General features: G+C 67.2%; 18 protein-coding genes. 5 read left to right on the top strand and 13 right to left on the bottom strand.

Going from position 1 to position 24,721, the window contains the following annotated elements:
• Window positions 1-455 precede the first annotated feature (455 nt).
• Window positions 456-686, bottom strand: a complete 231-nt coding sequence (locus tag VGK32_05415) for a hypothetical protein (protein HEY3381186.1) — start codon at window positions 684-686, stop codon at window positions 456-458.
• A 1,055-nt stretch (window positions 687-1,741) separates the two neighbouring features.
• Here VGK32_05415 and VGK32_05410 point away from each other — a divergent pair.
• Window positions 1,742-2,209, top strand: a complete 468-nt coding sequence (locus tag VGK32_05410) for a hypothetical protein (protein ID HEY3381185.1) — start codon at window positions 1,742-1,744, stop codon at window positions 2,207-2,209.
• Window positions 2,210-2,291: 82 nt separating this feature from the next.
• Entirely contained in the window at window positions 2,292-3,230 is a 939-nt protein-coding gene (locus VGK32_05405; protein HEY3381184.1) for an L-lactate dehydrogenase, read from the top strand.
• A gap of 41 nt (window positions 3,231-3,271) precedes the next feature.
• Here the strand turns inward: VGK32_05405 and VGK32_05400 are convergent, their stop codons facing one another.
• From VGK32_05400 to VGK32_05365, 8 genes are read right to left on the bottom strand one after another with little or no spacing between them, the layout of a single operon-like run.
• Window positions 3,272-6,004, bottom strand: a complete 2,733-nt coding sequence (locus VGK32_05400) for a hypothetical protein (protein ID HEY3381183.1) — start codon at window positions 6,002-6,004, stop codon at window positions 3,272-3,274.
• Between the two features lie 24 nt (window positions 6,005-6,028).
• Window positions 6,029-6,436, bottom strand: coding sequence for a Rieske 2Fe-2S domain-containing protein (locus VGK32_05395; GenBank protein HEY3381182.1), 408 nt, complete (start codon window positions 6,434-6,436; stop codon window positions 6,029-6,031).
• Complete coding sequence (locus tag VGK32_05390; GenBank protein ID HEY3381181.1) at window positions 6,433-7,101, bottom strand: rhodanese-like domain-containing protein; 669 nt, start codon at window positions 7,099-7,101, stop codon at window positions 6,433-6,435. The genes VGK32_05395 and VGK32_05390 overlap by 4 nt, the downstream gene beginning before the upstream one ends.
• Window positions 7,098-7,697 carry a DUF6691 family protein gene (locus tag VGK32_05385; protein ID HEY3381180.1) on the bottom strand — a complete coding sequence of 200 codons (600 nt, stop codon included), beginning with the start codon at window positions 7,695-7,697 and terminating at the stop codon, window positions 7,098-7,100. Before VGK32_05385 ends, VGK32_05390 begins: the two co-directional genes overlap by 4 nt.
• Window positions 7,697-8,284: a YeeE/YedE thiosulfate transporter family protein gene (locus tag VGK32_05380; protein HEY3381179.1), complete on the bottom strand. Its 588-nt coding sequence runs from the start codon at window positions 8,282-8,284 to the stop codon at window positions 7,697-7,699. Before VGK32_05380 ends, VGK32_05385 begins: the two co-directional genes overlap by 1 nt.
• 21 nt (window positions 8,285-8,305) lie before the next feature.
• The gene (gene nrfD / locus VGK32_05375; GenBank protein HEY3381178.1) at window positions 8,306-9,241 is read right to left on the bottom strand and encodes an NrfD/PsrC family molybdoenzyme membrane anchor subunit; all 936 of its coding nucleotides are present in this window, start codon (window positions 9,239-9,241) and stop codon (window positions 8,306-8,308) included.
• A gap of 13 nt (window positions 9,242-9,254) precedes the next feature.
• Complete coding sequence (locus VGK32_05370; GenBank protein HEY3381177.1) at window positions 9,255-9,794, bottom strand: 4Fe-4S dicluster domain-containing protein; 540 nt, start codon at window positions 9,792-9,794, stop codon at window positions 9,255-9,257.
• Window positions 9,795-9,798: 4 nt separating this feature from the next.
• Window positions 9,799-11,949 carry a molybdopterin-dependent oxidoreductase gene (locus VGK32_05365; GenBank protein ID HEY3381176.1) on the bottom strand — a complete coding sequence of 717 codons (2,151 nt, stop codon included), beginning with the start codon at window positions 11,947-11,949 and terminating at the stop codon, window positions 9,799-9,801.
• A gap of 998 nt (window positions 11,950-12,947) precedes the next feature.
• Here VGK32_05365 and VGK32_05360 point away from each other — a divergent pair.
• Window positions 12,948-15,770 (top strand): TonB-dependent receptor, encoded by a 2,823-nt coding sequence (locus tag VGK32_05360; protein HEY3381175.1) that lies wholly within the window; start codon window positions 12,948-12,950, stop codon window positions 15,768-15,770.
• Between the two features lie 51 nt (window positions 15,771-15,821).
• On the opposite strand, the gene VGK32_05355 is transcribed toward VGK32_05360, so the two are convergent.
• A complete protein-coding gene (locus tag VGK32_05355; GenBank protein ID HEY3381174.1) occupies window positions 15,822-16,757 on the bottom strand; it encodes a VOC family protein in 936 nt (311 codons plus the stop codon).
• Between the two features lie 132 nt (window positions 16,758-16,889).
• Here VGK32_05355 and VGK32_05350 point away from each other — a divergent pair, with 132 nt between their 5' ends.
• Window positions 16,890-18,365, top strand: coding sequence for an AlkA N-terminal domain-containing protein (locus tag VGK32_05350; GenBank protein HEY3381173.1), 1,476 nt, complete (start codon window positions 16,890-16,892; stop codon window positions 18,363-18,365).
• Between the two features lie 40 nt (window positions 18,366-18,405).
• Entirely contained in the window at window positions 18,406-18,903 is a 498-nt protein-coding gene (locus VGK32_05345; GenBank protein HEY3381172.1) for a methylated-DNA--[protein]-cysteine S-methyltransferase, read from the top strand.
• Window positions 18,904-18,925: 22 nt separating this feature from the next.
• On the opposite strand, the gene VGK32_05340 is transcribed toward VGK32_05345, so the two are convergent.
• From VGK32_05340 to VGK32_05330, 3 genes are read right to left on the bottom strand one after another with little or no spacing between them, the layout of a single operon-like run.
• The gene (locus VGK32_05340) at window positions 18,926-20,350 is read right to left on the bottom strand and encodes an efflux transporter outer membrane subunit (protein ID HEY3381171.1); all 1,425 of its coding nucleotides are present in this window, start codon (window positions 20,348-20,350) and stop codon (window positions 18,926-18,928) included.
• On the bottom strand, window positions 20,347-21,543 hold the full coding sequence (locus VGK32_05335; GenBank protein ID HEY3381170.1) for an efflux RND transporter periplasmic adaptor subunit: 1,197 nt from the start codon (window positions 21,541-21,543) through the stop codon (window positions 20,347-20,349). The genes VGK32_05340 and VGK32_05335 overlap by 4 nt, the downstream gene beginning before the upstream one ends.
• Window positions 21,543-24,707 (bottom strand): efflux RND transporter permease subunit, encoded by a 3,165-nt coding sequence (locus tag VGK32_05330; GenBank protein HEY3381169.1) that lies wholly within the window; start codon window positions 24,705-24,707, stop codon window positions 21,543-21,545. The genes VGK32_05335 and VGK32_05330 overlap by 1 nt, the downstream gene beginning before the upstream one ends.
• Window positions 24,708-24,721 lie beyond the last annotated feature (14 nt).

Raw genomic sequence — 24,721 nt, 5'->3', positions numbered from 1 at the left:
GTAAATCCGGGGATAGCACCTTCGGGGACCCCATCGGCCACGCGGCCCTCGTCGGCAGGTGGGACCGCCAGCGGACACGCAGGCGATGGTGCAGGTGGGGCCGGACTGACGACGTCGCACCTGGCAGTGAAGATAGGGCTGAGGTCGATGAACGAATCGTCGCGATTGCCGCCCTCTTCCACACGCATCAGGTAGTGTCCGCCACGGCTTCGAGGCACGGTCTTGCCAGCGTCTTCAGAGGCGCGTCCCGGCGCTCCGCCACGCCGATGGCGGGGGGCAGGCGGCGACTCGATCCCGTGGCCAGGCGGGCAGACGAACAGGCGCACACGATGCGACTGGCGGAGAGCGACGAGCGAGGTGCGACGAGCGGAGGCCGCACAACCCGTCCGGGCTCTGGGGTCTCCGCCCTCATGCACGCCGACCAGGCTGGAATGGTCGGGCGGCCTGCTTGCCGATCAGCCTCCGATGTGGTCCTGGCTCTGGACTGCCGACGCGACGATGCTGCCGTCAGCCTGCCGGATCCCCGTGACTTGCACCTGGAGCGCGCCAGAGATGCCTGCGCAGGCCCCATTGATGAATTGTGTGCCGGCGTTCGTGAAGATCACGATCGCCGCACCCGTGCCCTGTTCGACGATGTAGAACTTGAGGTTGGGGCAGCTTCCGAAGACGAAGCCGCCGGTCGCCACGGTGCCCGAGACAGTCGCTGAGGGGCCCGGCGGTACGGGCGTGGGTGTCGGTGTCGGCGTCGGGTTCGGTGGTGGGTTGGGCGTCGGGGTTGGGCTGGGCGTGGGTGTCGGTGTCGGCGACGGGTTCGGCGGTGGGTTGGGCGTCGGGGTTGGGCCAGGCGTAGGTGTCGGTGTTGGCGACGGGTTCGGTGGTGGGTTGGGCGTCGGACTTGGAGTCTGCAGCGTCGGCAACGTGGATGTTGGGGCCGCCGGGGAGTCGGGACCCTTGCCACTGCAGCCGGTGAGCGTTACGGCCAGGACAGCAGCGCACGACACTGCCGTCATCTGCTTGCGGATCATCATAGTCATACCCTCGACAACTCCAGTCAGCAACACCGATGCCTGGTGAGGGTCCGCCCGCGCCGGTGCGCCGCCTCGTCTCCGACGCGGTCTACTGCTCCGAATTCCTCAACCTCTGAGCACATGCGTCCAAACCAGCCGGGCGACGGCCGTCTCAGCCGCATACAAGGCACGAAAACCCGCGACGAGATCGGTAAGGGATGGAGGTCGTTGGCCTGCCCGCGTCGCACGCCACAATTCCCGGCTGAGGCGCATGTCATGTTGCGGTCTGCACCGCTGAACGTGTCGGGGCGGTTCACGAAAGGGATCGATCCGGCACGGCGTGCGAAAGTCGGATGCGGCTGGACAATTTGGCCAGGTGGTGCCCGGCACATCGCGGTGGCTGGCTGACCAACACCCGTACGTGACGCTGGACGAATGGTGCGTCGTGCCGGACCACGTTCACGGCATACTGGTGTTGGGCGGCTCGCAGACCGGGTTCCACTGTGACCGCAGACCCATTGGTCGATTGGTCGGCGCGTTCAAGACCGTATCGACGAAACAGATCAATCTGATGCGCGGCACGCCAGGCACGATGGTGTGGCAGCCTGGGTACCACGACCGCCCGATTCGTGACGACGAGGAACGGCGCCGCATTCGCGAGTATATTCGGACGAACAGTAGGGGTGGTTCGTGAACCGCCCCGCACACGTTTGGCAGAATCGCAAGGAGGCGCGATGTTCAAGAGCAACGCCGTCCGGAGCTGCGTAGAACTTCACGAAATCGAACTGAGGCGGTTCCATGTGACATGGGAAGCATTCCGCACATCGGGTGCGGCGCTGCCGAAGACCGACGACCCGTCGTACGCGTCGCCCGACCACCTGGGCGGCCACATCTTCCGCGCGGCGCGCAACTACCTCTCGTGGATTGGTCAGTGCGTCGGTCGGCCGGTCACAGATGTCGATACCGACACCGACCCGCTCAGCATCGCGCGCAAGGGAGGAGCGTTCGTCGATGAGGTCCTCACCGCCTGGCGCCGGCATCTTGCCGTGCTCACCGACGACGAGCTCTCACCGGCGATCTACAAGTCGCGCTGGGGCGAGGACTACAACATCGAGCAGATGCTGGAACACGCAGTCGTCCACCCGATGCGACATCGCATCCAGCTCGAGCGGCTGATGGCGCAACAGACCGATTGGCGATGAACACGATGCAGGGGAGTCCCGAGCCGCCCTGCTCGTCCCGCAGAGCACCTCTGGAATACAGTGTGTTTCGACCGGAGGCGTCATGAAGGTTGCCATCATCGGTGCCGGAAACGTCGGCGCGACGCTCGCCTACACGCTGTTGCTGCACGACGCGGCCAGTAGCGTCAGCCTCATCGACGTCAACCACGAGAAGGCGCTCGGAGAGGCGCTCGACCTCGCACACGGCGCCTCGTACCTCGACAACGTGGACATTCGTGCCGAGCACTACGACGGCGTCTCGGATGCCGACGTCATCGTGCTGACGGCGGGTCGCGGCCGGAAGCCGGGAGAGTCGCGTCTCGACCTGGCGCGCGGCAATGCCGCGATCATGGAAGATGTTCTCGCCGGCATCGCACCCCACTACCGAGGTGCCGTCGTCATCGTCGTGTCCAATCCGATGGATGTGTTGACGTATTTGACCGTCAAGCGGCTGCCGGCGCCGCCAACCAAGATCATCGGATCGGGCACGTCGCTCGATTCCTCTCGCTTCCGCTACATGCTCGGGCAGGAGTTCGGCATCGATCCCCGGAATATCCATGCCTTTGTCATCGGAGAGCACGGCGACTCCTCGGTGCCGCTGTGGAGCATGGCCAGCCTTGGGCAGGTCCCCGTCACACGCTACGCGCCTCCCGGCGGTGTTCCGCTCGACGCCGCCGCCCGCGAGCGCATCTACCGCGCGGTCGTCGCAGCCGGCAAAGAGGTCATCCAGCGCAAGGGCGCGACGTTCTATGCCGTGTCGCTCTCCGTCGCCCGCATCATCGAGGCGATACTCGACGATGAGAGGAGCGTGCTGACGGTGTCGACCTACATCGAGCATTTCGGCGACGTCAGCGATGTGTGCCTGAGCCTGCCCGCGGTGGTCGGGCGCGAAGGGATTCGCGAGGTGCTGCCCATCGTGCTGGCCGCCGACGAACGCCGGCAGTTGGCCGCGAGCGCAGCGGCGCTGAAGGACACGCTGAGGCAGTTGGGACTGTCGACGTAGGGGCGATTCGCGAATCGTCCCGACGACGCCCCGACGCCACGTTACCGATCCCAGCGCGGCAGGAGACAGCGCGTGGTCGTCCGTCCCAGGACCGCCTTGAAGTCCCGCACGCTCTCGCGCATGACGGCTGATTCGGGTGGATGACACGTCAGGCAGGCGCCGACGGACAGGATCCGTTTCTGCTCGGCGACGTTGAACGGCCTGACGTCGGCCCGCGTCGAACGCCGGAGCAGGGGCGGTTCGCCAACCGCCGGTCCCTCCAGGAAGCCAATCCACGCGTCGGCCGGGAGGCCGTCGAACGAGCTGCGCGGTTGCTCGGGCGTGAACGTCCAGCGCCCGCCCCGCGCGGTGCGCTCGTACCGCAGCGCGCCTCGCCCGTAGCCAAGCGCGACCGGGTCGTTGTGGCACGACTGACAGGTGCGGCTGCGCGCCGAAACCGTGTGTGAGAAGGTGCGCGCGTACTGCCGGCGGAACACCGTGTCGGGTGGCGCGCCGGCACGCCGGTTCCGATCGATCGTGAGTATCATGCCCGGGATGAACGGATCGATGGCTTCCCGTGGCTGGCTGCCGGGTGTCACGGCTGTCCGGATTCCGAGCGTCGGCGGCTCGGCCCTGAAATCGGTCCCCGTCTCGGTCCACGCCCCCGTCACGTCGGCCTCCTTCACGTGATCGTACGCCGGCACCGTCGGCTGGAACGCGGTGTGACAATTCGCGCACCGTGGAGACCAGGCGCCGTGGCACGTGATGCAGGACAGTCGTGCATGGCCACCGTCCTGGACGCAGACGGGCAGCGGCGGCTTGAGGTCGAGTTCGGCGCCTCCGCGCTTCGTAACCAACCTGGGCCGACCGGCCGCGTTGACATTCGTGTTGGTCAGCGCCTCTCCGTGCTTGCGCGTGACGAGCACAGACTGGCCCGGCCGAAACCGTCCCGCCAGCGTCAGGATCCGCTTCGATTCGGCATCGACCTCCTCGTGCCGCTTCATGGCGACCTGTTCCGCATGGCAGTCTTCGCAGGCCACCGAGAACTGTTCGTGCTTGCGGGCGTGCGCGAAGCCGTCACCCATCACCTCTCGCGACGTGTGGCAATCCACGCAGAGCATGCCCTTCTCGAAATGGACGTCGGAACGCTCGCGGACGAACACGCGCCCGTCGGCGAGCGTCCGAGGCGGCGCGCCCGGCCCCATTGGCGACGCCTGTTCATGCCAGCCCTCGTAGCTCGTCGAGATCCGGCTGGAGCGACTATGGCACCCGAAACAATGGTCGCCGGTGATCCTGGTCGAGACGTCGGGGTGCACGAATCGAAGCACGTCGCTCTTCCGCGTCTGAGGCACCATCTTGTAGTTGGCCAGCGCCGCTGACGCGTCCCGGCCGTACTGCAGGTGGCACGCGAGGCAACCGCCTCCCCGCGAGGCGTCGGTGATCGGTCCCGGCTCCCGCTTGACGGTGCCCAGATGACACGACGCGCACAACTGCCGGAGGTGTGTGTCGGCGGCGGAAGACCCGAGCGCCGAGGGTGTCGTGGGCGTCGCGCGCTCGCCGAACGTCGCACGATCGACGTCAATCACCCCGCTCATCGTCGTCATGATCGAGACGTTCACCCGCGAAACGATGCCGTCGTGACAGCCGGCCGATCCACAGGTTCGCCGAGCGGCGTCGAGGTTGCCTGGAATGAGGACGAGACCGCGGTGTGCAATGGTCCTGTCGAGGCTGAATGGATTCCCAGCGTGGCAGGACGCGCACCCGACCGCATCGGGGCGATGCGAGGCAGACAGGCCGGTGGTTTCGGCGTGGCAGAAGAGGCAGCCTTCCCTGCGCCCGAGCACGATCGGCACGGCTCGCGCTCGAAGCGCCTCGAGCGACGGCACGTTCAGCGGCGACTCGAGCGAGAGCCCGGCGCGGAGTCCTGGCGCGTGTGTCGTCAGCGACCAGTTCTCGCCGCGAAAGGACAACGCGAACACCGTCGTTGCGGCGTAGGCAACGGCGAGCACCGCGAGGGCGACCTTCGTACGTCGCGCGCCGACCAGCGAGAGTCGAGGAAGCGCGAACACGACCACAAGGACCAGCCCGGCAAGTCCGGTGACCAGCGGGGGCCTCGTCGCGTGATGCAGGACCTCCTGCAGGCCGACGAAGTACCACGGTCCCTGCAGCGCCGGGTCGAGGCTGTCGTGGAGCTTCGGCGCGACCACCATGCCGAGTGCCATCGCGGCCGCCGACACGAGGACCAGTGACGGTACTCGCGGCCAGATCGCCTTGGCATGCTCGCTGACGAAGAGCCACACGAGCACCGTAGCGGTTGCCACGTGATGGACGTAGAGCACCTGGAGCGATGCCGGATCCGTGCCGAACAACAACAGCGAGAGCAGACGACCGGCCACCGGGATCTGCGCGATGGCCGTGGAGATGATCCGTAGCGCCTGCCACCCCTCGCCATCCCCCTTGAGGATGAACCCCGAGAGCATGAGGAAGCCGCAGAGCGGAAGCGACAAGGATACCCGCGTCCACAAGCCGAGCGAGAGCCTCCGTTCGGACGATCGGGCGAGGTGCCTCCACGCGTGCACGATGGTCAGGATCACGAAGGCCTGAGCGGACCAGTAGTGGACGTTCCGGTAGAACCGGCCGCCCGGGTTCGTCAGCAGCAGGAGGGCAACCGAGTCGTAAGGGTTGTGAATGTCGAACGGGAGGGCGAGCGCGACGCCCGACACAACGGCCACGGCGAGCGCGGCAAACGCCAGTGCGCCGGAGGAGCCCCAGTGGCGCAGCCAGTGCAGCTTCATGCCGCGGCCCGGCTCCATGGCCCGTCAGCCCTGCACGACAATCGCACCGGTGGCCTCATCGAACGAGTGACGAAGCGGTTCGAGGGGACGAATCGCGGGACCGGCCTCAACTGATCCGTCGAGGCGGAAGCGCGATCCATGACACGGACAGACGAACTCGCCGTCCACCTGTTTCGTGATGACACAGCCCAGATGCGGGCACCGTGCGGAGAAGGCGCGGATGCCGCCCGGCGTGCGGCAGACAATGACGTCCTCCACGAAGACGATGTCCGCGGCCGACCCGGGCGGGATGACGATGCGGCGGGAGCGTGAGCCCACCTCGTTGACGCGGTTGGCCATCGAGCGGAACGCGACCGCGAGCGCCGACGCGATGACCGCTCCGGCGCCCTGAAACAGTCTTCGCCGTGTCAGCCGGAGACGATCGGGAATCAACAACCTTCCTTCTTCTTCGGTTTCTTGACCTCGGCTGCCTTCGTTTCGGGCAGCGGAGGCGGCAGCACCGTCTTGGCAGCGGACGCGACCACCGGGACGGCCGGGGGGGCGGCAGCGCCCGATACGGACGTTGCCGCGGCGACCACGTTACCACCGAAGTGCGTGCTGATCGCGCGAAGTCTCGCGGCCAGCACTGGATCGGCGTCGTCCCTCAGCACCGGGAACAGCACGTCCTGCTTCCAGCCGTCGATCCCCCCGGTGATCATGTAGACGCCTCTGAACCCCTTGGCCCGCAGCAGGAACCACGCCTGCGCCGATCGCGTTCCATCGTCCGCGTAGAGGATGAGCTTCTCGTTTCGCGCCAGATCCGCGTTGGGCAACGTGGCGAGCGGGACATTGGTCGCCGATGGGATGTGATACGCCGTGAACGACGCCTCGTCGCGAAGGTCGATCAGCCGGAAGTCCGCCCGGCCCTGGATGATCCAGTCGGCCAGTTCGGTTGGCTTCACGAGGTCCGAACCGCGCTCGGCGACGAGGGCCAGTTCCTGCGGATCGATGCGGACCGCGGCCCCGTTCGTCGGCTGCGCGAGGATCGCGCCGGCGCCGAGGACGAAGGCCACGAGCGCGAGCGCCTGGTTCACGGTCAAGCGGGTCAGCCACTTCATCGCGATCCCCCGTTGCTCGCCGCGAGCTTCTTCTCCACCCATCCGGCGCCCCAGAAGCCGCCGACGGCCATCAGGACGACGGCAAACACCACGAGCCCATATGGCAGGTTGAAGTACTGCGGAATCGTCACCTGGCCGAGCGACGTCATGCCGTGGAACGACTTGACGAGGGGATAGGCTTCCGCGAAGGCGAGCGTGCCGGCGTAGAGGCCGAATCCGTAGACCAGCGCGTCGATTCGGCCGGTTGCCGTCGCGGCCAACGCCGTGCCCGGGCAGTAGCCGCCGATGACGAAGCCGGCGCCGAGCACCAGGCCACCGACCACCTGCGGCGCGAGATAGGTGGGCACCAGGTAGACGAGCGAGAGATCGAGGACGCCCATCCACGTGAGATACGTCACACCGAGCATCGCGGTGACGATAGCCGTGAACATGACCTTGAAGACGGCCATGTCGTCCAGGTAGAACTGCGACACCAGCTTGCGCGCGCTGCCAAAGCCGGCGCGCTCGAGGAAGAAGCCGAATCCGATCCCGATGATGAATGCGACGACCAGGCTGGTGTCAGCGGAGAACAGCCCGTATTTGAAGAGTGGTGCCATCATCGCCATTCCCACCTGAAGAGGCGGGCCACCGCGTAGGCGCCCGCGAACACCATCAACATGAAGGCCCAGCTGCCGAGATTGAGGAGGGAGCCGCCAGTCAGCGCCTGGCCGCTCGTGCACCCGCGGCCGAACGCGGCGCCGATCGCCATCACCGCCCCGCCGATGAACGCGAACACCAGGCGTTTCGACCGCGAGACCACCGGTCCCTTCTCGATGATGAACATCGCGCGCCGGGCGAGCAGGCCCGACAGCAACGCTCCGGCGAACACCCCGAGGCCTTCGAAGACGAGGAATTCCTTGAGCGGGTTCGCGCCGTCCGCCAGGTAGCCCGCGAGCCATTCGCGGCTCTGGGCGTGGGCGGGGGCCACGGAGTTGAGGAGTCCCGCGACGACGGCGCTGACGCCTCCCGACGCGCCGAGGCCTCGGCCCATGAGGACGAAGCTGGCGAGCAGGACGAGTCCCAGGCCGATGCCGGCGAGGTACGGGTTCGAGTACGGCGCAGGACCGCTCCTGGCGGCGGCCTCGTCGGCCGTCATCGAGCGTCCCACTCGATCAGCCGGCAATGTTGTGGCTGTGGAGGACATGACATTTCTCCCGGGCGGACCTCAGAACCTTGCCCAATGACTGAACTGGCCCGCGTTGACGATGACGACCCTGAGTGCGAGACCGCCGGCAAGGACGAGAAGCGGGGCCAGCGCGGTGTGGGCGAGCCGGCCGGCCGTGGTCAGCGATTGAACGATCAGCGGCAGCACGATTCCCAACCCGACGACAATCACCCAGAACACGCCGGTGAACGGGCCGCCCAGCACCAACCGCGCCGCTTGTGCGTGTGCCTGCGACCCGCTGAGCAGGCCGATCAGGAACAGCGCGATGACGCCCAGTTCGACCAGCAGGAAGACGTTGTCGCTCGTCGCCAGCAGTTCGCGCTCCCCTCTGTCCCTCGCGACGAGGTGCGTGAACGCCGCGGCCGACGACAGGCCGGACACGAGGAACAGCACGCCGAGAATCCCGCTGTTCCAGAGCGGTCGGGCGCCGAGCGCGCTCAGCAGGATTCCCGTGTAGATCCCGAGGCCGACGCCCAGGAAGATGTTCGTGACCGCGATGACGCGGACCATCCGGGGCTCGGCGAGCCGGTCCGACAGGCGGTCGAATGCCGGCCACAGGTCGCGCAGCACGTCTGGCGGACGAAGCGCGAACACCGCCAGCAGCGCGGGATAGACCGCGAGCAGGATCCACGCGCCCCACGACATCGGCGACGTCCCCTGGAAGGTCGTGTAGAGGCGCCAGACGTACAGCTTGTGCTCGAGGTCGAGGAACAGCGCCAGCATGCCGAGGCTCAGGAGCGCGACGCTCACCGCGGGCAGGACCCCAGTGACGCTCGTCTCCTCGCGGTGGCGGCCGCGGAGCAGGAAGAACCCGACGATGATCATCATCCCCGCCACCCAGCCGCCCAGGAACAGGTAGGACGGAATCTGCCAGTTCCAGACGTGGACGAGCGGATCGATCAGGTCGTTGTGACGCGCCAGCGTGTATTCGTGCATCGCGAGCCCCGCGTTACGTCAGGTAGAAGATGCGCGGCGACGTGCCGGCCGCCGGGATGAGCGCATGGTGCGTTCGCGACTCGATCAGCCGATTCACCTCGCTCCGCGGATCGTCGAGATCACCGAATGTCATGCACCGCGTCGGGCAGACCGACACGCACGCCGGGTCCAGCCCTTCTTTGACGCGATGGATGCAGAACGTGCACTTGTCCGCGAAGCCGTCGGGGTTCACGAACCTGGCGTCGTACGGGCACGAAGCCAGGCAGGCCTTGCAGCCGATGCACTGCTCCGGCGTGACGAGCACGACGTGGCCGAACGGCTCGACGTGGCTCGCGCCGGTCGGGCAACAGTCGACGCACGGCGGTGCGTCGCAGTGGTTGCAGCGTTCGCTGCGAATCTCCAGGTGCAGGTTCGGGAAGCGGCCGGTGGTGTCGGTCGCGATCCAGTCGCGATCGAACCCTTCGGGCACCTGGTTCTCGGTCTTGCAGGCGACCACGCAGTCCATGCATCCGACGCATCGGCGCGTGTCGATGACCATGCCGTAACGAGCCATCGCCCTACGCCTCCGCCTCGATCGTCACGAAGTTGACGTTCATACCCGTTCCACCCATGAGCGGATCGGTTTTGTACCGCGTGATGAGCTGCGCGTCGCTCGCGCCCTTGCCAAGCGCGCGTCGCATCATCTTCGAGGTGTGGCCGAAGCCGTGAACCATGAAGACACAGTCGGGGCGAATGCGCTCGGTGGCCTTCACCCGGATGCGCTGGCCCAGCACGCCGTCCTGGTTGCGCAGCCGGACGTATCGGCCGTCATCGAGTCCGAGCCGCGAGGCGACATCAGCGTTGACCCACACCTCATTCTCGCTCATCAGATCGTGGAGCAGCGGGTTCGACTGGGTCCGGCTGAACGTGTGCATCGGCGCCCGGCCGAACAGCAGCCGGAACGACCCGGCCGGCGGCTCGGGATGGCGCGTGTACTTCGGCACCGGGTCGAACCCCGCATCGTGGAGCTGCGTGGAGTAGAACTCGATCTTGCCCGAGGGCGTCGGAAACGACGGCTCGACACCGTCGTCGAAGTACACCGGCACAGCCGCTCCCCGGATGATGCCCTTCCGTTTCAGCTCGGTGAAGCTGAGGTTCGCCTTGGCCAGGCGGTGGTCGAGATAGTCTTCAATGGTCTTCCATGGATAGTACGCCTGCAGGCCCAGCTTGCCGGCCAGCGTCCGTGCGATCCACCAGTTCGGTTTCTGGTCGTGGGGTGAGTGCAGCACGGGCTGACGCAGGGCGACGAACGGCTCGCGGAACGACTCGACGTTCAGCTCGTCGTATCGTTCGAGGTACGTGCTCTCGGGCAGAACGACATCTGCCCAGCCGGCGATTTCGCTCGGCGCGACGTCGACCACGACCAGGAGTTCGAGCGCCTGAATCGCGCGAATCGTCTCTTCCTGGTTCGGCAGCGCATTGATGAGGTTCGTCGCGTAGACCATCCAGCCCTTGACCGGATAGGGCTGACCCGTCAGCGTGGCCTCACGAATGCCGGTGGTAATCGACTCGGTCGCGAACCGGTGTCTCGACCCGGGGTTGTCCACCTTGCCCTTGGTGGATTTTGGATAGGCTGGATACGGGTATCCCGGGACATCCATGCTCGACGGCGTCCAGAACCCGCCTTTGCGTCCCCAACTCCCCATCAGCGCATTCAGCAGCGCAACCGCGCGACTCCGCTGCGAGTCGTCTCCGTACCACGTGGCATGACGGCCCGGGTGGATCAGCGTGGCCGGCCGGTAGCGCGCCATCTCGCGGGCGGTCTCACGGATCGCGTCGGGCGCAATGCCCGTCTCGGGATACGCCCACTCCGGTGTGTACGGCTCGAGCTCTGCCTGGAACTGCACGAATCCGTAACCGTGAGCCGCCACGTACTCCTTGTCGTACAGCCCCTCGCCGACGATGACGTGCATCCACGCCAGCAGGAGCGCCATGTCGGTCCCGGGGCGAATCGGCAGGTAGTGTTTCGCTTTGCTCGCGGCCACCGAAAATCGGGGGTCGACGACGATGATCGAGGCGCCCGCGCCCACGGCCTCCGCGAACTCCTGGGCCTGGGTGTTGTGCATGTTCTCGCCAAGGTGCGACCCGATGAGCACCAGGCAGCGGGCATTGCGGATGTCCGTCCGCTCGGGCGATCCGATTTCCTCGCCGAAAGTCAGCGCGAAGCCGACGTCGCGGGGGCCGCGGCACTGCGCGAACGACGGTGCGGCGATGTTCGGTGAGCCGTAGGCTTTGAGGGTGTGCTTGAGGAAAGTACCGCCGAGGCCGTGCGCGAACAGCGCCATCGCCTCCGCGCCCCATTTCGTCTTGATCGTCTCCATCTTCCCGGCGACGACGTTCAGCGCCTCGTCCCAGGTGGTCTGGACCCACTCTTCCTGGCCGCGCTTCTGCCGGCGCACGAGCGGGACCTTGAGGCGGTCTGGATCGAAGTAGGCGCCGACGCCGCCGGTGCCACGCGGGCACAGCCGACCGCGGCTCAGCGGATCTTCCGGGTTGCCTTCGACCTTCCAGAGGCGGCCGTCCTTGACGTGCGCGATGGCGCCACACTTCCAGAAGCAGATGTCACAGAATGTCGGCACCTTCCGGATGCCCTTCTCGGTGGTCGCCGCACCGGACACGTGCTCCAGTGCCGGACGCGCCCCTGCCGAGGCTGCGAGTCCGGCAGCCACGCCGGAAATTTTCAAGAATCGCCGTCTGCTGACCGGGATCATGGCGAACACCTTACCACCAAGCACCACCCAACGCGACGGGTGCCGGCGTGCATGTGACAGATTGCACAATCTCTGGCGCAAAGCTCAGGGGGGCGAATACCGAGCTTTTTCAAGGATTCACAAATTCGGCCCGTGGTTACACCGCCCGCCCGTCGTGGGCCTTGACCGCGATGAACGGCCGAGCTCGACGGCTCCAAGCAGGCTCTGGCACTTTGGTACCATTGCTGCATACGTAGACGACCGGCAGTCTCGACCGTAGCGGTCGGGACACCGTCCGCCCCCATGTTGCGTGCGAATCGACCACACCTTGTCGCCGTCGCGATGAGCCTCCTCCTCGTGCACGGCAGTGGCTTCATCGTCCCCGCTCGTTGCGAGTGTTGCACGGGGGGCGGGACCATGACGGCAGCCGTGTGTCAGTGCTGCAGGACGGGCTCAGGGCGACAGTGCGTCCCGGGCGCCCGGTCCGACGGCGCGGGCACGCCGAAGGCCAACTGCCGCGCGGCGTGCGGGCGTGAGCATCCGTCGCTGCCGTGGCTGTTGAACGTGACTGCTGCCCTCGCGGATGGGCCGGAGTTGCCGCTCACCGCCGACCGGAACAGTCGTTCCGCCGCACCCACGCCACCTCTCCTCGAGTCACACGTCAGCCCTCCAGCCCCTCCGCCGAAGTTCGCGCTCAGTCGGCCCAACGCCCCGAACTCATCCGTGTTGCGAACCCGGCAGGCCTAGTCCGACCTCAACCGTCGAGCGCGACCGCCGCCAGCCGTGCGCAACCCACCTGAATCGAAGGGGCACGCTCCCGATCTGTCTGATGCCACGACGCGCCTGTCGTGTGCATCTCGCTCTGCCGCGGCACTCGTCGTGCCATCGAGGAGCGTGGCAGCGAGACGACCGATCCCGACGCCGGCGCGTTCGTCAGGACAACTGAGCTTCGGCCATGGAGCGAATCCGAGGAAGTCATGCTGACTGCCACACGATCGATCTCGACACTGCGACTTCTGCTCGCGGGTCTCGTAACTGTCACCCTGGTTTGTCCGGCGCGGCCGTCTGCGGCCCAGACCGTCGTCACCGGCGCAAGCCTGACCGGGCGCGTCGAAGATGCGACCGGTGGAGTTGTCCGCGGGGCGCGTATCGCAGCCACAAGTTCAGGCACGTCGCAACGTTGGACCACGGTGAGCGCCGAAGACGGGCGCTACCGATTCCTGTCGGTGCCCGCCGGCGACTACCGCGTCGACGCCGACCATGATGGGTTCCAGCAGGCGTCGGTGACCGTCACGCTGGTGGCCGGCCGCCCACTCGATCTGCCGTTCACGCTGGCGATCGCCGGTGTGTCGGCGCAGGTATCAGTGCAAGCGGACACGCGTCTGGTGGACGCGGGCAGAACCCAGACCGCCGAAGGCGTCTCGTTGGGCGAGATCAGCAGCCTGCCGCTCAACGGCCGCAACTACCTCGACCTGGCGCTGCTCACGCCCGGCGCCTCGCGCACCAACACGCGCAGCACCGAGCGCTTCGCCGAGACGTCGGCCGTGCCTGGCACCGGGCTGTCGATCAACGGCCAGCGGAATCTGAGCAATACCTTCCTCGTCGATGGCCTCTCGGCCAACGACGATGCGGCCGGGCTGTCGGGCGTCTACATGAGCGAAGAGGTCATCCGCGAGTTCCAGGTCGTGAGCTCGGGAGGCGTGGCGGAGTTCGGCCGCGCGGCGGCGGGCGCGGTCAGCATCATCACACAGTCGGGCACGAACCGGTTCAACGGCGCCACCTACCTCTACACTCGCGACGGAGCGCTCGATGCAAGAAACCCGCTGGCTGCGAGGAGGGACCCATTGACGCAGGGTCAGTACGGACTCAGTCTGGGTGGGCCGGTGACCCCCGATCGCATGTTCGCGTTCGGCAACTTCGAACAGACGCGACAGCACCGGACCGGCCTCGTCACGATCTCGCCGGACGCCGTTGCGGCGATCAACGGGTTCCTCGACAAGGTCGGGTACGGAGGGCCGCGCATCGCCACGGGTGAGTTCTCGACCGGCTACGACACATCGAACGTGTTTGCGAAGATCGACCGCCAACTGCCGGCGGGCGGGCTGTTGTCGTTCCGCTACAGCCTATATTCGCTCTCGAGCACGAACGCGCGAAATGCCGGCGCCCTGAACGACGCGAGCCGCGGAACGCCCCTCGACAACCGCGACGATTCGCTGTCGGTGAGCCTCGCCACGCCGCTCTCGTCGTCGATGCTGAACGAAGCACGGGCACAATTCACGAGAAGCCGGCTGTCCGCCCCGGCGAACGACCCCGTGGGTCCCGCGGTCAACGTGTCGGGCGTTGCGAGCTTCGGCACGGCCACCTCGTCGCCGACGGCCCGAGATGCGGATGTTCTCGAGGTCTCCGACGGCCTGTCCTGGCAGCACGGACCGCATCTCGTGAAAGCCGGCGGGGACGCACTACTGAACCGCCTCACGATTGTCTTTCCCGGTGCACTGCAGGGCGTGTATACGTTCGCGTCGCTGTCGGCGCTCGGCGGCGCCCGGTACATCAATTTCCAACAGGCGTTCGGCGCGGCATCGCAGTTCCAGTCGAACCCCAATGTCGGGCTGTTCGCGCAGGACGAGTGGCAGGTGCAGCGCGGCCTGACCGTGAACGTCGGCCTGCGGTACGACCTGCAGTGGCTCCCAGATCCCATCAGGACCGAAACGGGCAACGTGTCACCGCGCCTCGGTGTGGCGTGGGCACCCGGCAGTCGCCGGACCGTGCTGCGCGCGAGCTACGGACTCTATTTCGATCGCCTCCCGCTGCGGGCCGTGTCCAATGCGTTGCAGCGCGACGGGATTGGCTACAAGGTGGCGGTACTGTCGTTCGGCCAGGCGGGCGCCCCGGCGTTTCCACAGGTGCTGCCGTCGTACCCGGCGAATGTCCTGACGGCCGTCACGACGATCGATCCCGGTATTCAGCATACGCGCACGGCGCAGGCAGGTTTCCAGGTCGAGCGGGAACTGGCGCCGGGGGCCTCGCTGTCGGTGACGTACACGCACCTCGACGGCCGGCACATCATCATGTCGCGCAACGTCAACGCACCGACGCTGAGCGCCGCGCAGGCCGCGGCGCTCGGCATTGCCAACCTCGGCCGTCCCAATCCGAACTTCGGGAACATCAGCCGCTACGAAGCTGTCGGCGCATCACGGTACGACGGCCTCACCGCATCGGTCACACTGCGGTCGGCGCGGTGGGGACAGGTCCGCGCGGCATACACGCTGTCGAAGGCGTTGGACGATACGGGCAACTTCTTCTTCAGCACGCCGCAGGACAATGCGAACGTGTACGACGATTGGGGCCCGTCGGACAACGACCAGCGGCACCGGTTCGTCGTCAGCGGCACACATGGGGCAGGACGATCGGCCCACGGGTCCACCCTCCGCCGCGCCTTGAACGACTGGCAACTCTCGTACATCGTGAGCTACGCGTCGGCGCTGCCGTTCAACGTCCAGACCGGAACCGATCGCAACAACGACACGACGGTCAACGACCGGCCAGCCGGCGTCGGACGCAATACCGGGCGCGGGTTCGACAGCGCGACCGTTGACCTCCGCGTGAGCCGTCGCTTCGTTCTGGGCCGGCGGCTGAAGATCGACGCGGTCCTGGACGCCTTCAACGTCTTGAACCGCACGAACCTCCTCATCCCGAACAACGTCTTCGGCACGGGAGCGACGGCGGTGCCCACGTTCGGCCGCGCAACGGCTGCCGGGGATCCGCGCCAACTGCAAATGGGTCTGAAGGTCGTGTTCTAGACGGAAGGCCGCGATGACGAGTCGTGGCCTTCCGCACCCGGCTTGGTACTGTCAGCGGCCGGCGCGAACCGGCGGCGGGGCGGCGGAGGAGGGCGTCGGCTTGCCGTCGATCGTCTGCGGCTCCATCAGTTCGCTGCGCGTGCCGTCCGGATCGAAGAGATTCAGTTGCCGCTTGCGGTTGACGCCCGTGCGCACCTCCACCGGGCGCGAGTACCCGACTTTCGGCGCTCGAGCCTGCACCGTGGCAGCGGCCGCAGTGATGTCCGGGACAACCAGGCAGAGGTGGTTCTGACTGCCGCGCGCGTGCTCGGCGGGCAGATCGCGATAGAGCATGAACTCGATGTAGTCCTCGCTGTCGGGCATCTGCAGGTTCACCCAGTCGAGCGTCGTTCCGTCGCGGCTCCCGCGCCACGTCTCGCGGAATCCCAGGAGGTCCCTGTAGAACGTCATCGAAGCGTCGAGCGTCCCAACCAGGAAGCCGGCGTGGCGCATCACCGGCGACACCCGATCGGTGCCGAGTGACTTGCCGCTCTCCTTCACGGTCATGCCGTCCGGCTCGTACTGAACGAACTCGATGATGTGGCCGTCCGGGTCTTTGACGGTGAACGCCGTGTTTCCGATGCGGCCCTTGTTCACCTTGTCCGGAACGGCCACGCCCTTCGCCTTCAGGTACTGCCTCAGCGCCTCGGCGTTGTCGGTCTCGAACGCGACGTGCGCGAGGCGGTCGGTTCCCACCGCCCGCTCCGGGAACAGCTCGATGTACTGCCGGTCGTTCACCTTGAAATACGTCAACCGCAGGCTCCCATCGTCGTTCCTGACCGGGAACACCTCGGTGTAGCCGAGGAGATCTCGGTAGTAGGCCCTGGCCTTCTCGACATCGTGGACGAAGAGGCCGACGTGGGCCAGACCGGCGATGCGCGGCCGCGGCGGATCTGCCGTCACGGTGGCTGTGGAGACGAGGACGAGTAGCGCGAGCAGGAGCTTCATGGCGCCTCCAGATGTCGTCGCAGAGGGTAGCACGAACCGAAGGTTCCTCACCGGGCCCTTGCAGCACCATGTCCGAATACGGCTAGTCCTCACCTCCGCGTCGGGCTATAGTCGCAGTCAGAAGGAAGGGTGATGCAGATCGACCGAGCAACCTGCCGCCAGGCCCGCCTCGCGCGGGATGTCCGCTTCGACGGACGGTTCTTCATCGGTGTCAGGACCACGGGCGTCTTCTGCCGGCCGATCTGCCCGGCGGTCTCGCCTGCCGAGCGGAACGTGGACTACTACCCAACGGCCGCCGCCGCGGCCGAGGCCGGGTTCCGCGCGTGTCTGCGCTGCCGGCCCGAGTGCGCGCCCGGAACGCCCGCCTGGGTGGGCGATTCGACGACGGTCGGCCGGGCGTTGCGCCTGATCGGAGACGGCGCACTCGAGGCGGGCGGGGTGGAGAAACTGGCCGAGCGTCTGGGCGTCGGCGATCGGCACCTGAGGCGGCTCTTCGTCGAGCATCTGGGCGCGAGTCCGATCGCGGTGGCACAGACCCGCCGGCTGCTTTCGGCGAAGCGGCTGATCGACGAGACCGACATGCCGCTGACGGCGATTGCCATGTCGGCAGGGTACGGCAGCATCCGGCGTTTCAACGCGGCGTTCCTCGGGAGCTACGGGCGAAGTCCGCGCGAACTGCGTGAGGCGAGGACTGGACGCGGCGTATCGGCTCAAAGCGTCCGGCCGCGGTTGCACGGCGGGTCGCCGCCCCGCTACCTGTTTCAGCTCCGGTATCGTCCGCCGTTCGACTGGGACGCGCTCCTTGGGTTCCTGGCGCCGCGCGCAATTCCCGGCGTCGAGTCGGTGATGGAGGGCAGCTACCGCCGGACGTTCCAAATTGGGGACGATGTCGGATGGCTGGAAGTCGCATCTCGAGGGGTTGGCGCGCTGAGGCTCACGATCGACATTTCGAACCCGGCACACCTGCTGCTCATCGTCACCCGCGTGCGCCGCATGCTCGACCTCGACGCCGACCCCATGGCGATCGACGGACAGCTTGGCCGCGACGCGCTCCTCGGCCCGCTGGTGAAGCGGCGGCCCGGCCTGCGCGTGCCCGGCACCTGGGACGGATTCGAACTCGGCGTTCGCGCGATATTCGGGCAGCAGGTCAGCGTCGCGGCGGCAACCACGCTCGCCGGGCGCCTGGTTGCAGCATTCGGCCGGCCACTGCCTCGAGAAGTTCCGGGCCTGACGCATACATTTCCCTCACCCGAGGTGCTGGCAGACGCTCGCGCTGCGGAGTTCGGTGTGCCGGCGACGAGAGGTGAGGCGATTGGCGGGTTTGCGCGGGCGGTGGCGAATGGCGAGCTCTCGTTTGGTGGCGAAATGGATCCGGCGGTGTTTCGCGTTCGCGTTCGGTTGCTGTTCGGCATCGGCGAATGGACCGCCGAGTACATGGCGCTTCGGGCACTCGGCGATCCTGACGCGTTTCCTTCAGGCGACCTGGGGCTGCTTAAGGCGGCGAAGCGGAGATCGGCACGAGAACTTGCGGCGCTTGCCGACGCGTGGCGGCCCTGGCGCGCCTACGCGGCCATGCACCTGTGGACGGCCGGAGGATCGCGGGTCTGAGGATTGCGGGCGCCTGGACCCGCCAGTCGGAGAGGCATCAATGACTCGAACTGTTGACTACGTCTGGCAGGATAGCCCCGTCGGCAGACTGCTCATCGCGGCGGACGACACAGGCCTGCGCCAGGTGCTGTTCGCCGAAGGACGATCCCTGGTGCAGCCGCAGGCCGGCTGGCGCGAGGATGCGAGCCGCCTCGCCGAGGCGATCCGCCAGTTGGAGGCCTATTTCGCGGGTAGTCTCCGCGAGTTCACGCTCCCCCTCGCGCCCGAGGGCACGCCGTTCCAGCAGCGCGTCTGGCGCGAACTCCTGAACATCCCGTACGGCGACACGATTTCGTACGGGGAACTGGCGCGTCGCATCGGAAATCCCAACGGCTCACGCGCGGTCGGACTGGCGAATGGCTCCAACCCGATCTCGATCGTCATCCCCTGTCACCGCGTCATTGGCAGCAACGGGAAGTTGACCGGCTACGGCGGTGGGCTGAAGAACAAGGAGTGGCTCCTCGCGCTCGAACGGGGCGAGTTTGGACTGAAACCTTGACCGCCGCCGCGTCGTCGGCCTGCTACATCGGCAGCGTGCTGGCGTGCCAGCCGCCGCCGAGGGCCTTCACGAGCAGAACGGTGGCAGTCATCCGGCGGGCGAGGATGTTCAGCATGGCGCGTCGGTTCGACAACGCGGCCGTCTGCGCGTTGATCACCTCCAGGTAGGTCGCCACGCCACCCTTGTAGCGATTCGTCGACAACTCGAGATAGCGCTCAGCGGCAGCCACCGCTGCGCTCTGCGTCCTCGTTTCTGCCGCCAACACGCGAAGCGCCACCAGGTTGTCCTCGACTTCCCTGAACCCGACGAGCACCGTTTCCCGATACGCGGCCACGGTTCGGTCGTACACCGCACGGGCCTGATCGGATGCCGCCCGCCGCCGGCCGCCGTCGAAGAGCACGACAGCCGCAGCCGGCGCAGCCGACCAGAAGTTGCTGGCCAGGCGGACGAGGTCCACGAGCGCGGCGCTCTCGAACCCGCCGGACGCCGTCAAACCGATGACCGGGTAGAAGGCCGCCGCCGCGATCCCAATCTGCGCGTTGGCGGTGGCCACGCGTCGCTCCGCGGCTGCAATGTCGGGCCGTCGCTCGAGCAGGGAGGATGGCAGGTCGGCGGGAACTCCAGGCGGCTGGCCCGAGAGCGGCGCGGCGGTCAGCGAGAAGGTGGACGCGGGCTGGCCGACGAGAACCGCGATCGCGTGCTCCACTTGCGCCCGGCGGGCGCGAAGGTCGATCGCGAGCGTCCGCGTCGACTCGAGTTGGGTGCGCGCCTGGGCCACATCCACGGCCGACGCGATGCCGCCCTTGTACCGGTTCACCGTCAGGTCAACGCCCCGTTCGTAGGCGGCCACCGTCTCGTCGAGGAACCGTTGCTCTGCGTCCAGGGCGCGAAGCGCGAAGTAGTTGAGCGCAAGTTCGGCGTGGAGGCTGAGCGAGACACTCTCGACGTCGGCGGCTGCCGCCTGCGCCGCAGCGCGGCTGGCGGCAACCGTCTGGCGGACGCGGCCCCAGACGTCGAGCTCGTACGCCACATCCGCGCGAACCAGGTAGTCGGCGTAGTCCGGAGTCTTGCTGACGTTCGCCTTGTTCTCGGAGGCGTTGGTTGCGACGGCGGCACCGGCGGCGACAACCGATGGCAACTGCGCCGCGCGCGCCGTCCGCACCAGCGCCCGCGCCTGCTCGAACTGCGCCTGGGCGGCGCGCAGCGAGTTGTTCGATACGGTCAGCCGTTCTTCGAGCGCATTCAGCTGTGTGTCGCCAAACAGCTCCCACCACTTGCCCTTCGACACCTGGTCGTTCGGCTCCGCCACCTTCCATCCGTCGGCTTCCTTGAACGCCGGTGGCACGGGCGCCTCCGGCCGGCGGTAGGGGGGCCCCAGCGTACACGCCGTGCAGCCCAGCGCGAAGACGAGGGCGAGCCCGAAACCCAGGTCTGCTCGAGGATTCACCGCGCGCTCCCGTCTGTTCCGTTCACGGCCCGCTGCACGGTACGAACGATCTGTCCGTCCACCAGCGAGTCAGGCGGACTCACGATGACGAAGTCGCGGGCGTCGAGGCCCGCGACGACCTCGACCTCGGTGCCGTAGTCGCGGCCGATCGTGATGGCCGCGAGCACGACCTGCTGCCCGTTCCGAACCGTCGCGACGCGGAGGCCCTCGGCGCGGAACAACAAGGTGTTCACCGGAAGGACGACAGTAGCGGCGGGCACCGGCAGCTTCACGTGCACCTCGCCGTACGATCCAGGCAGGAGCTCGCCAGCAGGGTTCGCGGCTTCGAACTCCGCGAGCAGCGTGCGCGATCCCGGATCGATGGTCTGCGCCGTCCGCACGAGCCGCGCCATGAAGCTCCGGCCGGGGAACTCGGCAAGCCGGAGATAGGCTTCGAGGCCCGGGCGCGCATCCCGTGCGTAGACCTGCGGCACGTTGACGAATACGCGCAGCCGGTCCACCGACGCGATGTGGAACAACTCTCGGGCAGCACCACCGGATGCACCAGGGTCGATCAGGGCGCCGATGTCGGTATTGCGCGCGGTGACCACGCCGCTGAACGGCGCGTAGATCCGCGTGAATGCCTGGAGCTGTTCGAGTCGCCGCACGTTGTGACGCGCGGACTGCACAGCCGAGCCGCGGACTTCGAGGGCGCCGGTGGCGTTGTCGGCGTCCTGCTTCGACACCGACTCGGTGCGCACCAGATCCTGGTATCGGTCCGACGTCACCTGCGCCAGGCGCAGGTTCGCATCTGCGGTCGAGAGGTCGGCCCGCGCCTGCTGCAGTTGCTGCTCGAGTTCGGGCGCGTCGATCTCGGCGAGCAACTGCCCGCTCTTCACGCGGTCGCCCATCTCGACGTACCGCTTCTTCAGGTATCCGCTGGTCCGCGCGTAGATGGGCGCGTCCGTGAAGGCCTGCAGCGTCCCCGGCAGGACGATCTCCTCGGTCGGGGCGCCACGCTTCGGATGGATGACGGTCACGGTTGGCGTCGCCAGATCGCGCGTCTCCCGGTCCAGGACGGCCATCGCGGTTGCCCGGCTGGAGACGCCCCGCCAGGCGGCCGCGCAGAGCACCACCGCCGCGATGACGGCCACGGCCACGATCCACCCTTTCGATGTTCCCGCTCGCACGCGATCGCGCTCGGTCACTGGCATCAACTCCTTGCGTCGCTGACAGGCGCCCGGCCGCGACGGTGCAGCAGCGCGAATACGGCCGGCACGAAGAACAGGCTGGCCACTGTGGCCACGGTGAGGCCGCCGATCACGGCGCGCCCGAGCGGCGCGTTCTGTTCGCCGCCCTCACCGAACCCCAGCGCCATCGGCACCATGCCGACGATCATCGCCAGTGCCGTCATCAGCACAGGCCGGAAGCGTGTGAAGCCGGCGTCGATGGCGGCTTCCACGGCGCCGACGCCCTCGACCATCCGGTCGCGGGCGAAACTCACCACGAGAATGCTGTTGGCGGTTGCGACGCCGACGCACATGATCGCACCGGTCAGCGCTGGGACGCTGGCCGTGGTCCCCGACAGGAACAGCATCCAGACGATGCCCGCAAGGGCGGCGGGCAGGGCCGAGATGATGATGAACGGGTCGAGCCACGACTGGAAGTTCACCACGATCAGCAGATAGACGAGCACGATGGCCAGCAGCAGACCCGCCAGCAACCCTCTGAACGACGCGTTCATCGTCTCGATCTGCCCGCGCACCATGATTCGCGACCCGCGCGGGAGCTTCTTCTCGGCGTCCGCCAGGATGGGATCGAGGTCGCGCGACACGCCGCCGAGATCGCGCCCCTGAACCGACCCGAAGATGTCGATGACGGGCTGCACGTTGTAGTGCGAGACGACGGCCATGCCCGCGGTGCGCTTCATCGACACGAGTCCCCGGAGCACCTGCGGCTTCGAACCGGAGGCGCCGGTCACCGGAATGTTCCCGAGGTCCTGGAGCGAGTCGATCCGGTACTGCGGCGTCTGCGTGGCCAGGCTGTAGCTCACGCCGGTTGCCGGGTTCAGCCAGAACGTGGGCGCGGTCTGACCGCTCCCGCTCAGCGAGATGAGCAGGTTGCTCGCGACCTCGCGCTGGGTCAGGCCAGTCTGGGCGACGAGCGTCCGGTCCGCCTCGAGGTGGAGTCTGGGCTGGTCGAACGCCTGGTGCACCCGCAGGTCCGCGATGCCAGGCACCCGCGCGATCCGGCTGAGCAGGCTCGCCGCAAAGCGCCGGTTGGCCTCGAGGTCGCGGCCGATCACCTGCACGTCGATGGGTGCAGGGAGACCGAAACTGAGAATCTGGCTGACGATGTCGGCCGGGATGAACGTGAAGAGCACGCCCGGAAACTTTCGGTTCAGCGTGAATCGAAGGTCGTGGACGTACCTCTCGGTGGGCTTGTGGTTCTCCTTCAGGGCGACGAGGACGTCCGCGTCGTACGGTCCGATCGGCGCCGAGTTCGTATAGACCAGGTTGAGGCCGCTGTAGGGAAGCCCGATATTGTCGGTCACGCTGGCGATCTCCGACGGCGGGATCACCTCGCGGATCGCGGCCTCGACCTGATCGCACACGGCGGCCGTCTCCTCGATCCGTGTGCCGGTGGGCGCCCGGAGGTGGAGCTTGAACTGGCCGGTGTCCACCGAGGGGAAGAAATCCCGCCCGATCCACGGCGCCAGGCCGAGCGAGGCGAGGCACACCAGGAGAAAGCCGAACGCCACGGCCTTCGGGTGACGGAGGCTGAGGACGCCGCCCGCCCGATACGCGTTCCGCACCCGCCCGAACCCCGCGTCGATCGCCGCCTGGATGCGGACCAGCGGGTTGCGGCTCGCGCGACGCGCCGCATGGCGGTCGGCTGCGTGTTCCTCGAGCATGTACTTCGCCATCGTCGGCACCAGCGTCCGCGAGAGCGCGAACGACGCCAGCATGGCGAACACGACGGCCTCGGCCAGCGGCACGAACAGATAACGTCCGACGCCCGCGATGAAGAACATCGGGACGAAGACGATGCAGATGCAGATCGTGGACACGAACGCCGGCACGGTGATCTGCTCCGCGCCGTCGAGAATGGCCTGTTCGAGCGGCTTGCCCTGCTCGAGGTTCCAGCTGATGTTCTCGATCGCGACGATGCCGTTATCGACGAGGATCCCGATGGCCAGCGCGAGACCGCCGAGCGTCATGATGTTGATCGTCTCGCCGAGCGCGCTGAGCACGATGATCGCGGTGAGGATCGAGAGCGGGATCGACGCCGTGATGATGACGGTGCTCCGCCAGCTGCCGAGCAGAATCAGGATCAGCAGCGCCGTCAGGCAGGCGGCGATGATGGCCTCGCGCAGCACACCCTCGATCGAGGCGCGGACGAACAGCGACTGATCCGCCAGTTCCTGGACCTTCAACTCGGGCGGAAGGCCGGCGAGAATCTTCGGCAACGCCTGCTTGACGCGATCGATGATGTCGAGCGTGGACGCGCTGCCGGACTTCTGCACGGCCAGGAACGACGCGCGCTGTCCGTTGACGCGGACGATGTTGGTCTGCGGCGGGAAGCCGTTGCGGACGTGCGCGACGTCGCGGATGTAAATCGGGCTGCCCTTCACGACCCGGATCGGCAAATCGTTCAGCCCCTCGACGGACGGCGAGCTGGCGTTGATGTCGACGTCGTACTCGATCCTCCCGATCTTGGTGGTGCCAGCCGGGAGGATCAGATTCTGCGCGGCGAGGGCATTGACGACGTCGAGCGGCGACAGGCTCTTGGCCTGGAGCGCCGACGGATCGAGGTCGACGAGCACCTGGGCCTGCTTGCCGCCGTACGGCTGCGGAATCGACGCCCCCTGCACCGTGGCGAGTTGCGTGCGGATGAAATTCGATCCGAGGTCGTAGAGTTGCTGCTCGGACAGGCGCTCGCCCGACAGCGCGAGCTGCAATACGGGCACGGTCGAGGCGTTGTAGCTGAGGATGAACGGCGGGTTCGTGCCGGCGGGCAGTTGCCGCAGCATCGACTGCGAAATGGCCGTCACCTGCGCCAGCGCCATCTCGATCTTCGCGCCCGGCTGGAAGAAGACCTTCACGACCGCCGTGCCACGCAGCGACTGCGACTCGATGTGTTCGATGTCGTTCACCGTCGTCGTCAGCGCGCGCTCGTAGATCGACACCATCCGGTTCGAGATATCCTCGGCCGAGAGGCCGCCGTAGCCCCAGATGACGGCCACGACCGGGATGTCGATAGTCGGAAAGATATCCTTGGGCGTGCGGAGGATCGCCAGGGGACCGATCAGGAGGATGACGAGCGCCAGGACCACGAAGGTATAGGGTCGGCCTAACGCGAGGCGAACGATCCACATGGCAGAAGTGATCC

It is taken from the genome of Vicinamibacterales bacterium (assembly GCA_036504215.1).
Taxonomy (GTDB): Bacteria; Acidobacteriota; Vicinamibacteria; order Vicinamibacterales; family Fen-181; genus FEN-299.
Note: the sequence above shows the minus strand (reverse complement) of the source record. Positions and strands in the feature narration are given on the sequence as shown.

Excerpts from the sequence above, each read along its gene's own strand:
- VGK32_05410 (HEY3381185.1), top strand. The coding sequence starts at position 1,742 with ATGTTCAAGAGCAACGCCGTCCGGAGCTGCGTAGAACTTCACGAAATC.
- VGK32_05405 (HEY3381184.1), top strand. The coding sequence starts at position 2,292 with ATGAAGGTTGCCATCATCGGTGCCGGAAACGTCGGCGCGACGCTCGCC.
- VGK32_05400 (HEY3381183.1), bottom strand. The coding sequence starts at position 6,004 with ATGAAGCTGCACTGGCTGCGCCACTGGGGCTCCTCCGGCGCACTGGCG.
- VGK32_05390 (HEY3381181.1), bottom strand. The coding sequence starts at position 7,101 with ATGAAGTGGCTGACCCGCTTGACCGTGAACCAGGCGCTCGCGCTCGTG.
- VGK32_05385 (HEY3381180.1), bottom strand. The coding sequence starts at position 7,697 with ATGGCACCACTCTTCAAATACGGGCTGTTCTCCGCTGACACCAGCCTG.
- VGK32_05380 (HEY3381179.1), bottom strand. The coding sequence starts at position 8,284 with ATGTCCTCCACAGCCACAACATTGCCGGCTGATCGAGTGGGACGCTCG.
- nrfD (HEY3381178.1), bottom strand. The coding sequence starts at position 9,241 with ATGCACGAATACACGCTGGCGCGTCACAACGACCTGATCGATCCGCTC.
- VGK32_05370 (HEY3381177.1), bottom strand. The coding sequence starts at position 9,794 with ATGGCTCGTTACGGCATGGTCATCGACACGCGCCGATGCGTCGGATGC.
- VGK32_05360 (HEY3381175.1), top strand. The coding sequence starts at position 12,948 with ATGCTGACTGCCACACGATCGATCTCGACACTGCGACTTCTGCTCGCG.
- VGK32_05355 (HEY3381174.1), bottom strand. The coding sequence starts at position 16,757 with ATGAAGCTCCTGCTCGCGCTACTCGTCCTCGTCTCCACAGCCACCGTG.
- VGK32_05350 (HEY3381173.1), top strand. The coding sequence starts at position 16,890 with ATGCAGATCGACCGAGCAACCTGCCGCCAGGCCCGCCTCGCGCGGGAT.
- VGK32_05345 (HEY3381172.1), top strand. The coding sequence starts at position 18,406 with ATGACTCGAACTGTTGACTACGTCTGGCAGGATAGCCCCGTCGGCAGA.
- VGK32_05335 (HEY3381170.1), bottom strand. The coding sequence starts at position 21,543 with ATGCCAGTGACCGAGCGCGATCGCGTGCGAGCGGGAACATCGAAAGGG.
- VGK32_05330 (HEY3381169.1), bottom strand. The coding sequence starts at position 24,707 with ATGTGGATCGTTCGCCTCGCGTTAGGCCGACCCTATACCTTCGTGGTC.